The following is a 12,996-nucleotide window of genomic DNA, read 5'->3' on the forward strand; positions in this document are numbered from 1 at the left end:
CAGGGCAGATGACCTAAGGAGGCTTCATGGATAACAAGGTCCAACTGATTGCATACGCGGACCGGTTCGGGGACGGTACGCTGGCCTCTCTCACCCATCTCCTGCGCACCCGCTTCCAAGGGGTCTACGAAGGTGTGCATATCCTCCCCTTTTTCGCCCCCTATGACGGGGCTGATGCCGGTTTCGACCCCATCGACCACACCCAGGTGGACCCCCGTTTGGGGACGTGGGACGATGTGACCGAACTCAGCCGTACCCACGACGTGATGGTGGACACCATCGTCAACCACATGTCATGGAAATCCAGCCAGTTCCAGGATGTGATGGCCCGCGGGCAGGGCAGCCCTTACTACGGCATGTTCCTGACCATGTCGACGGTCTTCCCTGACGGGGCCACCGAGTCCGACCTGGCCGGCATTTACCGTCCGCGTCCGGGCCTGCCCTTTACCCAATACACCTGGGCGGGCGAGACGCGCCTGGTCTGGACCACCTTCACCCCCCAACAGGTCGACATCGACACCGACTCCCAGGGTGGATGGGAGTACATCCTCTCCATCCTGGACCGGCTGGCTGCCAGCCATGTGCGCTACATACGGTTGGATGCCGTGGGCTACGGAGCCAAAGAGGCGGGCACCAGCTGTTTCATGATTCCCAAGACCTTCGAGCTGATCGGGCGGATTAAGGAGGAGGGGGCCAGACGTGGCCTGGAGACCCTGATTGAGGTCCACTCCTACTACAGAAAACAGATTGAAATCGCTTCCAAGGTTGACAGGGTCTACGATTTCGCCTTGCCCCCTCTTCTCCTTCATGCCCTTTACACAGGAGACGTGGCCGCGCTGGAACATTGGATTCAGGTGCGTCCCCAGAACGCGGTGACCGTCCTTGACACCCACGATGGAATCGGGGTGATCGACATCGGCTCCGATCAGCTCGACAGGAACCTGAAGGGGCTGGTCAGCGACCAGGCGGTGGACAACCTGGTCAGGACCATCCACGAGCGCACCGGGGGCCAGTCGGCCGAGGCCACCGGTGGGGCCGCCAGTAATCTTGACCTCTATCAAGTGAACAGCACCTACTACTCGGCCCTGGGCTGCAACGACCAGGCATACCTGGCCGCCAGGGCAGTCCAGTTCTTCCTGCCCGGAGTGCCCCAGGTTTATTACGTGGGGGCTATGGCTGGGCCCAATGATATGAACCTCCTGCACCAGACGGGTAATGGGCGTGACATCAACCGCCATCGTTATTCCACCATGGAGGTGGATGAGAATCTTCGCCGGCCGGTAGTCAGGGCGCTCAATGCACTCTGCCGCCTCCGCAATGGGCTGGATGCCTTCGACGGGTCCTTCTCCAGCCGGATGACGGATACAGGCCTCCTCCTGGACTGGGCCGGGCAGGCCAGCCGGGCCCGGCTGGCCTTCACCCCTGCCCGGGGCCTGGGTGGGGATGCCCTGGTGCCTGTCGCCAACCTCGAGTGGGAGGACGGTCAGGGGAGTCACCGTTGTATGAACCTTCTTGAACTGGAAGGGCTGGTTCCACGGGTCTGAGCTAGACTCGGTAGAGGCATGCGATCGCACACATGGCCCCGTGCAGGCGATCCTGCGAACTGCCCGGGGCGGTGCGGGGAGACGGAGGCTGATGTGAAGCGGTTCTTCAACCAGTACAACGTCTTTTTCAGGTTCATGGGCATTCTTTTCGACCTGATCGAGCTCAATCTGATTACTCTGATCTTCTGCATACCCGTTTTCACGGCTGGAGCTGCTTTCGTCGCTATGCACTACGTCCTCTGGCACATGGTCCGTGGAGAGGATTCCTACATCGCCATGCAGTTCTGGCATTCCTTCAAAGATAATTGGAAGAATGCGACAGTCATCTGGTTCCTGGTCATGGTCGTCGGCCTGATTATGTGGGTTGACGTGCATGCCATGGGAGAACTGTCACGGTCGGGGCGGGGCCTTCTGGAGGTCATCTTGATCGTAGTTGCCCTGCTCACCGTATCCGTGGCCGAATATGCTTTCTTTCTGCTCTCCCGGTACGAGAACACCGCCATCCAAGCCCTGACCAATGCTGGCAGGCTGGCCCTGGGATTCCTCCCACGGACCTTGGCCATGACCGTTATCACCATAGGGGCCGCTGTTCTCTACGCTGCATACCTGGTCTACCTGCTCCCTCTCGTGCTCCTGCTGGGGTTCACTCTCCCTCAATACTGTTGCGCCTGGCTTTACAACCCGATTTTTAAAAGAATGGAAGAGGGCAGGAAGGGCGGACCTGACTCAGGCGCGGGGCAGGCCCGTTAGCGGCAGGCGTGTCGCAAGGTTTGCCCCTGGCATTCGCGAGCATTTCCAGGGGTTTGTGTTGCTCCCGTTTCGGTGGACTCGTGAATCGGCCCCTTTGACAACGAATGTAGGCTGCATGTAGTATCGAACCGGTTAGATACATAAAACAGGTTCGTATCGAACCGGTTTGATGTACCTGAATCCATGCCGGTGTCAGCCCAAAGCCAGCACCGGTCTCGGGCAATGCGGCTCAGCCGTAGAAGGCAGAAAGGCGGCAACGATGAGAATCTTCAAGAAGAGCCCCGCAGTGAAGCGGGCGGGTGCGATTGTATTGGCAACACTCCTGTCAGTTGGCATGCTGGGGGCCTGCGGATCGGGTTCCAACTCCAGTTCGGGGTCATCGGGCACCAAAATCACCATATTCAACTCCAAGTCGGAGATTCAGTCCCAGATGGAGAAGATGGCCAAGGAGTACTCACAGAAGAAGGGCGTAGATGTCGAGGTCTACTCCTCCACCGATGCCGTGGTGGCCCATCTGTCCACCAAGTACGCCTCCAACGATCCTTACACCATCTCCATGGTGGATCCCAAGGATGTATACTCGCTGGCCAAGGAACACGCGATCGACCTGAGCGACCAGAAGTGGGTCAAGGACACCAAGTACGTACTGAAGATTGACAACAAGGTTTACGGTTTCCCGGTCAGCATCGAGGCCAGGGGCCTGCTCTACAACGCCGATGCCATCAAGAAGGCCACGGGCAAGGAGTTCAAGCCTGAGGACTACAAGACCCTCTCGGCCTTCAAGGGCTTGATCAAGGAACTTCAGGCCGGAGGGATGGAGCACCCCACCGGTGTCATCAAAGAGGACTGGTCCCTGGTGGCCCATTATCTGACCCAGGTCTATGAGGAGCATGAGGATCCTGATGCTTTCATCAAGAGCCTGCACGAGGGCGGGGTCGACCTCGACAAGGACGCCAAATTCACCTCCCTCATGGACACCTTCGACGTGCTCAAAGATAATAACTACGCCAAGGACAACGCCATCTCGGCCGAGCGCGAGGTGACCGAGCAGAACCTGGCCGAAGGGAAGATCGCCTTCATGTTCGGCGGCAACTGGGACTGGTCCGTCATCAAGGACTATGACTACACCGAGAACATGGGGGAGATGCCCGTCCCCCAGGACACCAAGGACGGCAGTAACGAGAAGCTGGTCGGCGGCGGCTCCAAGTTCCTCTTCATCGACTCCTCTGATAAAACCTCCGACAAGCAGCGCAAGGCGGCCGAGGACTTCCTCAACTGGCTGGTCTACGACAAGGACGGTCAGTCCTTCATCGTCAATGACTGCTCCCTGATCTCTCCCTTCGCCAACAATAAGCTGGAGGTCAAGGATCCCTTGGGCAAGTCGGTGAAGAAGTACGCCGATGCCGACAAGCTGATCCCCAACTATAACCATCTGCCCGATGACCACTTCTCCGTCCTGGGAGCCAACTTCCAGAAATACCTGGCTGGTCAGGAGGACAGGGCTTCCCTGGCCAAGGACATTCAGAACTACTGGAAGTCGGCCAAGATCTACGAGGCCGGAAAGTAACTGTCCACTACACAGCCGGGCGGGGACCGACCCTCTGCCGCCCCCGCCCGGCCGGGGCAAGCCTGATAATCATGAAAAGAAGCAAACTCTCATACAAGGTGGGGCAGTTCCTCATGTTTGCGGGCCCTGCCGCCATCCTCTTCTGTGCCGTGGTGATCGTCCCCTTCATTTACGGCCTCTACCTGACTCTGACCAACTGGGACGGGATATCCAACCACAAGCCCTTCGTGGGCTTGTCCAACTACCGTCAGGCCTTTGCTGACACTGCCTACTGGCAGGCCATGGGCAGAACCGTCATCTATTCGGTAATCTCAGTCATCTTGGTCAATGTTGTCGCCTTCCTCCTGGCCTACCTGGTGACCAGTGGGATCAAGGGGCAGAACTTCTTCAGGGCAGCCTTCTTCATTCCCAACCTGATCGGTGGAATCGTGCTGGGATATGTCTGGAAGTTCGTCTTCAATCGGGCCTTCGTAGCCATCGGGGAAGCCGTCACATCCCATACGACATCCTCCCTCCTGTCCACGCCCAACGGGGCCATGTTCTGCCTGATCCTGGTCTCGGTCTGGCAATATGCGGGTTACATGATGCTGATTTATGTGGCCGGGTTCATGAGTGTGGATCAGAGTCTAAAGGAGGCAGCGGAGATTGATGGCTGCTCCAAGGCTCAGGCCATGGTGAAGGTGACCATACCCCTCATGAGGTCATCATTTGTCCAATGCATCTTCCTGAGCACGACCCGGTGTTTCATGGTCTACGACCTCAACCTCTCGCTGACCAAGGGTGAACCATTCAACTCCTCGGTCATGGCGGCCATGCACGTATACAACAAGGCCTTCGTGTACAAGAACTACGGGGTGGGCCAGTCCGAAGCCCTCCTCCTGTTCGTAGTGTGTGCGGTCATCGGCCTCCTCCAGGTCTATTTCGGTAAGAAGGGCGAGGTGGACGCTTGATGAGTGCAGCAACAAAACAGATGCAGGCAGGGGCCATCCAGGGGGAGGAACCTCGCAGGCCCAAGACGGGCATGGGCACCAGGATCGGGCATGGCCTGGTCTGGCTGGTTCTGATCGTTCTCCTCTTCGCTTTCCTGGCCCCCTTCCTTCTGGTGGTCATCAACGTCTTTAAGACCAAGGCGGACATCACCTCCAAGCCTCTGGCTCTGATCGGCCGTCACGGGTTCACCCTTCAGAACTTCCCTGAGGCCATGGAAAAGATGGACTTCTGGACGGTCCTGGGCAACTCCCTCTTCGTGACCATCTGCGCCACGATCCTGACTGTCCTTCTGTCGGCCATGGCGGCCTATGTAATCGTCCGCAACCCCACCTGGAAGGCGGGGGCCATCCTCTTCACCCTGATGGTGGCTTCCATGGTCATCCCCTTCCAGGTGATCATGGTTCCCTTGGTTTCGGTCTACGGCGGGATACTCCATGTGCTCAACAGCCGGATCACCCTGATCCTCATGCATGTGGGCTTCTCGGTCTCCCTGGCCACCTTCATGTTCCACGGGGCCATCAAGACCAACATCCCTATGGAGCTGGAGGAAGCGGCCGAAATCGACGGCTGCGGCAAGTGGAGGACCTTCTGGCGGATCGTCTTTCCCCTCCTGAAGCCCACGGTTGCCACGGTGACGATTATCGAAGCTATGGCTTTCTGGAACGACTACCTCCTGCCCTCCCTGGTGCTGGGCCGCAAGGAGCTTTATACCATCCCCATAGCCACACAGGTCTTCTACGGAACCTATTCCACAGACATCGGTCTGGTTATGGCGGCCCTCCTCCTGGCCATGCTCCCCATTCTGGTTCTGTACGTCTTCCTCCAGCGGTATGTGGTTGAGGGCGTGACCTCAGGGGCTGTCAAGGGCTGAGCAAGAATTCCCCATCGCGGATCCTCCCGCCCCTGACGGACGCACCGCCTGTTTCCTGCACCTGGTTTCGGGCCAGTCTCTTACGGCCCAAAATCGAGACGATGGATACAGGTGGTGTGGCGGGCCGATCATGACGATGGGATGTCTGCCGGTGTTTGACGCCGTGCGAGCCAGCCCGTGAAAAGCGGTTCAATTGTTCTGTTTTCTGCTGCTTCGGCATGACCACAACCGTCTATAGAGCCTCGGGCGGATTCCTGACGTTCAGGTTCCACCTCTGGCCAAGCGTGACCGCCTCCACCTACGGTATTGGTTGGGGGACATGCCCATCTGCCGCTTGAAGGCCTTGGAAAAATAAGAGACGCTGTTGTACCCGCTCATTCTGGCCACCTGGGTCACCGGACAGTCCGTGGTGAAGAGGATTTCCTGGCTACGGGAAATGCGAAAGCTGGTCAGGTAGTCCTTGACGGTCAGACCCGTCTGTCGTTTGAAAATAGTCGACAGGTAGGAGCGGTCAATGCCGATATCTGCCGCCAGCCCCTCTACTGACAGGTCGGAATTGTACTTTTGTCCTATCAATGAGATTGCCTGGTCCACATAAGACCCCGCCCTTCCCCCGTCCTTGGAAGCCAGGGGTTCTCTGGTCTGCCGTACCGACTGCGCCAGGGTGGAAAGGATAGCGAAAAGGGCGGACTGGTCCTGGAGGTTGTCGAAGGCGCTTTTGTGATTTCGTTGTCTCATCAGAGTTAACTGTCCGTCGACATCTGTGAATTCTGACTGGGTCAGCGTGGAGACGATCATGGGGAAGGTGAACCCCAGCTGGGACATCAGATCGGCGGCCCTGGTGCCATCGAAGGCGATCCACTCATAGGTCCAGGGGTCGTCGAAATCGGCCTGGTAGTAAACAAGCTCGTTCGGTGCGATGATGAATGCCTGGTGGGCGTGCAGGTGGAAAGTGGTTTCCTTCATCCGCAGGATGCCGGACCCCGATACGATGAAGTGGACCAGGTGGTAGGGTCTGGCCCCCGGTCCGTAGGAATGACCCCCGTAGCAGGCTGACCGTCCCGTGAAGAGGGGTCTGAGGTCCCGCCAGCCAAGATCGGGCAGGCGGACCAGTGTCTCTTTTTCCACGGCGAACCCCTTCCGAACCGGTTCCGTTATCGACCTTGCAACTGTGCACAAAAGGCCAAGACAGCCAAACATCCGTCGCCAACCTGCAGGTCGTCGGCACCGGCATCATGCCATACATTGTAGGTGGGTTCCTCAGCGGCGTTTTCGCCGATAATGCCCGGTCGACCGGGCTTATGGGGGACTGTTCGAGAAAGGTGGCGTCGGCGATGGAGCTGACAGAACAAATGAAAGCAGAAAATGGGGAAGGTAGTGCCGACCATGACGGTTCGCTGGTCCAAGACCTGAGGAGCGGGCTCACGGCCCCATGCTCCCTCAAGATTGAAGACGGGGAGTACTGGTACGGAGGCTGCGTCATGGACGGGTCGCGTTATCCCTTCACTGCAAGTGACGATTACAGGCTGGACCTGATCGATCTGGACAGCCCAAACCAGGTCTCTCCGGCCTTCGTCTCCACCCACGGACGGGCCTTGTGGAGCGAGGAGCCCTTCGACCTCAAGGTCCAGGGGGACACCATGGTGATGATCACACGGGGGACGGTGCATGTGGACGCTTCAGGTGCCAACCTGCGTGACGCCCAGCAGAATCTGGCCAGGCAGACCTTCACCCTTGGGCAGATGCCCCCTGAGGAGTTCTTCCGTATGCCCCAGTGGAACACTTGGATCGAGCTGATATACAAGCAGAATCAGCGCGACGTGATGAAGTACGCCAATGGGATAGTAGATAACGGCTTCCCTCCGGGAATCATCATGATCGATGATTTCTGGGGAGACTACTACGGTCGTTGGCAGTTCTCGCCCAGAAAGTTCCCTGACCCAAAGGGCATGGTCGAGAAACTCCATGATATGGGCTTCAAGGTCATGGTATGGGTCTGTCCATTCGTGACCCCTGACACCGTGGAGTACCACGAGCTGCGTGACCGGCACATGCTCATCTTTGATCGGGATGGCGAGCCTGTCATACGTCAGTGGTGGAACGGCTACGGGGCGATTCTGGACATGTCCAATCCCGAAACATATGCCTGGCTGAAGGAAGGATTGCAAGACCTGCGTAGCCAGACCGGCGTGGATGGATTCAAGTTCGATGCCGGGGACTTCAAGTATTACCATGACGACGATGCTTCGCTCATGCGGCTTACCAGGCAGGAGGAGGCCCAGCTCTGGGGACGCTTCGGCACTGAGTTCGATTACAACGAGTACCGGGTCAATTACAAGAATGGTGGTCTGCCCTTGGTGAATCGTCTTCAGGACAAGATTTTCGAGTGGGGCAAGGACGGCTTGTCCGAGCTGATTCCCGATACCATAACCCAGGGCCTCTTGGGCTACTACTACAACTGCCCCGACATGATCGGCGGCGGTGAGTATCGCAGCTTCCTGGGGACCAAGACGCTGGACCAGGAACTGATTGTCCGCTCGGCCCAGTGCGCCGCCCTCATGGCCATGATGCAGTTCTCCGTGGCACCTTGGAGGGTGCTGGACAAGGAACACCTGGCTCTCTGCCAGGAGGCGGCCCACCTCCATGTGGAACTTTCGCAGACGATCGTCGACCTGGCCAGGAAGGCCAGCCAGACCGGTGAGCCCATCACCAGGAGCATGGCTTATGACTTTCCGCAGGCCCCTGTGGACTGCCTGAAGACCCAGTTCATGCTCGGCGACAGGATTCTGTCGGCCCCAGTGATCGAGAAGGGTGCAACCAGTAAGAGAGTCTATTTCCCCGAAGGGCGTTGGCAGTCTCTCCAGGATGAATCGACTGTGGTGGATGGACCGGTCACCCGCGATGTTCCAGTGACGCTGGCCACCCTGCCTGCCTACCGGAGAATCGACTGAGGGGATGATCCGCAATGAGTGATGAAAAAACAAGCGAGGATAAGACTGACAAGGGCGGTGCTGTAAAAGCGGGGCCGGCGCTCAAATACTCCCTCCTGTCCATATCCCTTGTGCTGACCTCGGCATATGCCATCTCGGCCGTCCTGCCCGCCATGCAGAAGTCCATGCCGGACCGTTCCCTGGCCCAGATTGAGACCCTGGCCACCGTTCCCACCATCTCGGTGGTCGTCATGGTCCTCCTCAGCGGGTGGATAGCCCAGCATATAGGGGCCAAGCGGACCGTTGGCATCGGTCTGCTCCTGGTCGGTGTCGGGGGCGCCCTGCCGGCTTTTGTGACCAGCTACCCGGTCATTCTGGCCTCCCGTCTGGTCCTGGGTGCAGGTTTCGGGCTGTTCAACTCCCTGGCCGTCAGCCTCCTGTCCCATTTCTTCTCGGGCAACGAGAAGGCCACCGCCTTGGGCTTCCAGAACGCCTTTCAATCCATAGGCAGTGCAGTCATGACCTTCCTGGCGGGCCTCCTGTTGAACATCAATTGGCATTGGTCATTCCTGGTCTACCTGGCCGCCTTCCCCATCCTGATCGTATTCTGGATCTTTGTGCCTGAGGTCAAGCAGGACCAGCCAGTCAAGGGGGTCATGGCCGGGCAGAAGGTGAGTCCCGGTGTCATAGGTCTGGCCCTGTTGTCCATGGTTTACGTCTGCATCCAGGCCGGTTTCACTGTCCGCATCCCCACCATCGTGACCGATGCCGGGTATGCCTCCGCCACCGAGGTGAGCAACTGCCAGAGTATCGCCACCATAGTCGGGATGATTGCAGGATTCCTCTTCGGGGCTGTCTACAAGTACCTAGGACATTACATTCTGGCCCTGGGCACACTGCTGATGGGTTTGGGTCAGATTCTGGCGGCCTTTTCCGATAACATCATCATGACCGGTCTGGCAACCGTCCTGGTGGTGGCCGTCTCCATGGTCTACATCGGTACCTACTGCAACAACAGGGCCAGCGAACTGGCCGATGCAAACTCCGTCACGTTGGCCACATCCTTCGTCCTGGTGGGCTGCAATCTGGGCGGCTTCATGGCCCCCTACGTCCTTCAGTGGGTCTCGGCCCTTGTCGGTTCCGATCAGAATGTCCTGATTGCCTACGGATGCTTCTCTCTGGCCGTGACCGTCTTCGCCCTGCTGATGGCCATCCGGATACAGGGGGTCAAACGGGTCCCGACTGGACGTGATGCATAAAGGCGGTCATCCGCAATCGTCATCATCGGCCGGGGAACTGGTACCCCGGCCCGGTGTATAGTGACAAACAGGTCCCTGCGGGGGCCCGCATACATGCATGGGGATGGGCCTTTGTAGTCCTGGCCCCTGCGATTTTTGTTATCAGTGGATGGTGAAGTCATATGACTGCCGGCTTCCTTTGCGAGAAGCTGATCCCGGGCAGGGTCTTCTGAAGCCCTTTAGGCTTTGTAGGCCCGCTGGTTCAAGCCGCCCATAGGGGCGGCGATTCCGTTATGCCCGGTCTGGCGCCCCTATGAGGCGTCTCTCGTGGTACTCCGGACCGCATTGGTTCGATCCTGATTTCGATCACGGTCTGGGTGCGCATGGATTTGTAGACACAGAGCACGGAAACGGCATCTAATTTTGATTGATTTCATCAAGCATTCCAACATAAGGAGACATGAAAGCTGCAGGTATCCGCAGGCCGGAGGCGATGACAGTCCGGCCCTGGCCCTCTCACACGTCTGGCGGTCCTTCGCCGGAAGGCGAAGTAGGCGGAGGGAGGGGCCTCACACAGTCCTATCGGACATCAGCCTGAAGGTGGACCGGGGAAAGATACAGGCCTTGGTCGGTCTGAACGGGGCCGGCAAGACCACCCTGGTCAAAATCGCTTCCACACTTCTAACCCCTACTCGTGGCGAGGTGAGCGTGGACGGGGTGGATGCCCTTGCCGATCCGAGCCAGGCCCGGAAGAGATTGGGGCTGGTGCTCGGTGGGGACAGGGGTTTCTACCCCAGGGCCACGGTAATGGCCAATATGCGCTTTTTCGCCGACTTGGCCGATGTGCCCTACCGGCGGAGGGACAGCGAAATCGGCCGTGTCCTGGAGGAGGTGGGTCTGAACGGTAAGGAGCGCCATGCAGTATATGAGCTCTCGCGGGGTCAGACCCAGCGCCTCCACATAGCAAGGAGTCTCTTAGGCTCCCCAAGACTCCTCCTCCTGGACGAACCAACTGGTGGCCTGGACCCGGGCGTGGCCCTGCGAATCCGCAGCCTGATCCGTTCGGTGGCGGATTCGGGGGTAGGCATCCTCCTGACCAGCCATGGCATGGAGGAGGTGGAGGAACTGGCCGACCGCATAGCGGTCATCGACTCGGGCAGAATCCTGGTCAATGGATCTCTGGAGGTCGTCCGGCGGTTCGCCGACGTGGGCTGGGTGGCTTCCTTCACCTTAAGGCCGGACCAGTTGGCCGACCCCGGTATCCTGATTGGCTGGGTCGGCCGGCGCGGCGTGGTCCTCACACGGCCATCAGGCCCCAACTGGATGGTATCCATCCTCTGGAAGCGAGCCTCGGAGGAGGGATCGGGGCCTGCCGGTGCAGAGCCGACCCGTCTCGGACGAGAAATGGCCCGGTTCTTCGCGGACCGATCTCTCGACTGCCCGGCGGACCTCCTGTTCAGGCCCGCAGGTCTGGAGGACGCTTTCCTGGCCCTGGCCGCCCGCCCAGGCGCGGAGGCGGATCTATGATGAGGATGCTCAGGGAGGCCGCCTTCCAACTGCGCGAATACACCAGAACCACCTACTTCATTGAGATCCTCCTGGTAGCCACCCTCTCAGCCTGCCTGGTCCAACGGTTGGGAGTCAGGGCCTGGGGATCCGATCCCTACGAGGGGTTTCTCCGTTCGGCCGTCATGGGCCTGTGGACCTCCTGCACCTCCGCCGCAGGTCTGATTGGTTTCGAACGGCGCAAAGGGACCTTGGCTCATCTCATGGTCAGCAGGTCTGGCCCCCGGCCTGCCATCCTTGCCCTGATCTCTTCAACCGCCACCTTTGGCCTGCTGGCTTTTCCTCTAGCCGGTGTGGCCTGGTTGATTCCAGGGCCGGGTGCCCTCCTGCCGACCGAGCTGGGGGAGCATTGGCCGGTTCTGGTCCTGGGGGTGCCCCTGATTTGGCTGGGGGCCCTGGTCATGGCCCTGGCTGTGGCCTGTCTCTTCGTCATGACCCCTTATGCTACGGCCTATGAAGGCCTGGTCCTTGTCCCCTGTATGGCCCTGTCAGGAGTTTTCGAGGGTCCGACGAGAACGATTGACCTGGGGGAGGGGTTGAAGAATCTGATCCCCACCCGGCCTGCCCTGTCCATCATGAAGGCAGGTGGCATTGCATCCGATCCAGGGGTTTCCATCCTTTGGTGGGACCTGGCCTGCTGGCTGGTGGCCCTACTCCTGTGGATCAGCCTGGCCGCCCGCCTTGCCAGCATTTCCGAGGCCAGAGTCCGGCGTGACGGCACAATCGAGGTGATCTGACCATGAGTTGGGTTCATAGGATGCTCACCGTCGTCAATGTCAGCTGGCGCTCTTCCATGCCTGCTGGCCGGCCCCTGGCCCTTCTGGTATCCCTGGTCGTTGTCCCCATTCTGGACGTGGCCTGCCAGCTCATGCTCGGAGGGAGCCTGAATTCCCCGGCCCTGGCTCGCATCGGATACGCCGGTGGTCTGGTGACTGCAGCCTGCCAGGTGGCGACTGTCATGGCAAGCGGTATGACCATGGACAGGGAGGAGGGAATCATATCGCAGGTCCTGATACGCCGTCCGATGGACCTGGCCTACTGGATTGGCCTGGGTCTTCCGGGTGTGGTGGCTGCTTCGTTCACAGGGCTGGTCGCCCTGGCCGGAACCCTGGTCCTGAATGTCGGACACAGCCCGTCCGATTTTCTCCGGGCCCTGAGCCTCCTGCCCACCGCCCTATTTGCAGGTTTGGCCTTGGGACTCCTTGTGGGTGGCCTTGGCCTGTTGACTGCGGATTCCTTCGCCCCGCTGAATGCGGTTACTGTCCTACTCCCGGTGGCTGTGGGTGTGGTCGTGCCCGCTGAAGCCTACCCGGTCCCACTTCGTCGGTTCGCAACCATCCTCCCCTTGGGGGTCACGGTCCAGGCCGTGGGAGATTATGGCCTATCTTCGACGGCGGTCCTCCTTGCCGAGGTCATCAGGGGGTTGGTGGAGATAGCCATCGGTCTAGCGGCCTCTGTAGCGGCCCTGCGCAGAATACGGTCAGGGGCCTACATGCGGCTGTGATTGAAGCTAGCGGCTATTGAATGTCCCGTGAACGGA

General features: G+C 59.3%; 11 protein-coding genes. 10 read left to right on the forward strand and 1 reads right to left on the reverse strand.

Annotated features, from left to right (window positions below; translation table 11 throughout):
• Positions 1-26 precede the first annotated feature (26 nt).
• From gtfA to CI603_RS02055, 5 genes are all read left to right on the forward strand, one after another.
• Entirely contained in the window at positions 27-1,544 is a 1,518-nt protein-coding gene (gene gtfA / locus CI603_RS02035) for a sucrose phosphorylase (protein WP_121912845.1), read from the forward strand.
• A gap of 93 nt (positions 1,545-1,637) precedes the next feature.
• A complete protein-coding gene (locus CI603_RS02040; protein WP_259465452.1) occupies positions 1,638-2,294 on the forward strand; it encodes a YesL family protein in 657 nt (218 codons plus the stop codon).
• 259 nt (positions 2,295-2,553) lie between these two features.
• Positions 2,554-3,861, forward strand: a complete 1,308-nt coding sequence (locus CI603_RS02045) for an ABC transporter substrate-binding protein (RefSeq protein ID WP_121912847.1) — start codon at positions 2,554-2,556, stop codon at positions 3,859-3,861.
• 71 nt (positions 3,862-3,932) lie between these two features.
• Positions 3,933-4,811, forward strand: coding sequence for a carbohydrate ABC transporter permease (locus CI603_RS02050; RefSeq protein WP_110425937.1), 879 nt, complete (start codon positions 3,933-3,935; stop codon positions 4,809-4,811).
• The gene (locus tag CI603_RS02055) at positions 4,811-5,722 is read left to right on the forward strand and encodes a carbohydrate ABC transporter permease (RefSeq protein ID WP_259465453.1); all 912 of its coding nucleotides are present in this window, start codon (positions 4,811-4,813) and stop codon (positions 5,720-5,722) included. Before CI603_RS02050 ends, CI603_RS02055 begins: the two co-directional genes overlap by 1 nt.
• 261 nt (positions 5,723-5,983) lie before the next feature.
• Here CI603_RS02055 and CI603_RS02060 read toward each other — a convergent pair whose 3' ends face one another.
• On the reverse strand, positions 5,984-6,850 hold the full coding sequence (locus tag CI603_RS02060; RefSeq protein WP_183122205.1) for an AraC family transcriptional regulator: 867 nt from the start codon (positions 6,848-6,850) through the stop codon (positions 5,984-5,986).
• 224 nt (positions 6,851-7,074) lie between these two features.
• Between CI603_RS02060 and CI603_RS02065 the strand changes: the two genes are divergently transcribed.
• From CI603_RS02065 to CI603_RS02085, 5 genes are all read left to right on the forward strand, one after another.
• Complete coding sequence (locus CI603_RS02065) at positions 7,075-8,673, forward strand: glycoside hydrolase family 31 protein (protein ID WP_121912849.1); 1,599 nt, start codon at positions 7,075-7,077, stop codon at positions 8,671-8,673.
• Between the two features lie 14 nt (positions 8,674-8,687).
• Positions 8,688-9,911, forward strand: coding sequence for an MFS transporter (locus CI603_RS02070; RefSeq protein WP_121912850.1), 1,224 nt, complete (start codon positions 8,688-8,690; stop codon positions 9,909-9,911).
• 402 nt (positions 9,912-10,313) lie between these two features.
• The gene (locus tag CI603_RS02075) at positions 10,314-11,417 is read left to right on the forward strand and encodes an ABC transporter ATP-binding protein (protein ID WP_220702248.1); all 1,104 of its coding nucleotides are present in this window, start codon (positions 10,314-10,316) and stop codon (positions 11,415-11,417) included.
• Positions 11,414-12,193, forward strand: coding sequence for a multidrug ABC transporter permease (locus CI603_RS02080; protein WP_147438265.1), 780 nt, complete (start codon positions 11,414-11,416; stop codon positions 12,191-12,193). Before CI603_RS02075 ends, CI603_RS02080 begins: the two co-directional genes overlap by 4 nt.
• Positions 12,194-12,195: 2 nt before the next feature.
• Entirely contained in the window at positions 12,196-12,960 is a 765-nt protein-coding gene (locus CI603_RS02085) for a hypothetical protein (RefSeq protein ID WP_147438266.1), read from the forward strand.
• The last annotated feature ends 36 nt before the right edge of the window (positions 12,961-12,996 follow it).

Source organism: Bifidobacterium sp. wkB338 (assembly GCF_003688325.1).
GTDB classification, from domain to species: domain Bacteria; phylum Actinomycetota; class Actinomycetes; order Actinomycetales; family Bifidobacteriaceae; genus Bombiscardovia; species Bombiscardovia polysaccharolytica.

Coding starts and splice junctions, on each gene's coding strand:
- CI603_RS02065 (WP_121912849.1), top strand. CDS start 7,075: ATGAAAGCAGAAAATGGGGAAGGTAGTGCCGACCATGACGGTTCGCTG.
- CI603_RS02055 (WP_259465453.1), top strand. CDS start 4,811: ATGAGTGCAGCAACAAAACAGATGCAGGCAGGGGCCATCCAGGGGGAG.
- CI603_RS02050 (WP_110425937.1), top strand. CDS start 3,933: ATGAAAAGAAGCAAACTCTCATACAAGGTGGGGCAGTTCCTCATGTTT.
- gtfA (WP_121912845.1), top strand. CDS start 27: ATGGATAACAAGGTCCAACTGATTGCATACGCGGACCGGTTCGGGGAC.
- CI603_RS02080 (WP_147438265.1), top strand. CDS start 11,414: ATGATGAGGATGCTCAGGGAGGCCGCCTTCCAACTGCGCGAATACACC.
- CI603_RS02070 (WP_121912850.1), top strand. CDS start 8,688: ATGAGTGATGAAAAAACAAGCGAGGATAAGACTGACAAGGGCGGTGCT.
- CI603_RS02045 (WP_121912847.1), top strand. CDS start 2,554: ATGAGAATCTTCAAGAAGAGCCCCGCAGTGAAGCGGGCGGGTGCGATT.
- CI603_RS02085 (WP_147438266.1), top strand. CDS start 12,196: ATGAGTTGGGTTCATAGGATGCTCACCGTCGTCAATGTCAGCTGGCGC.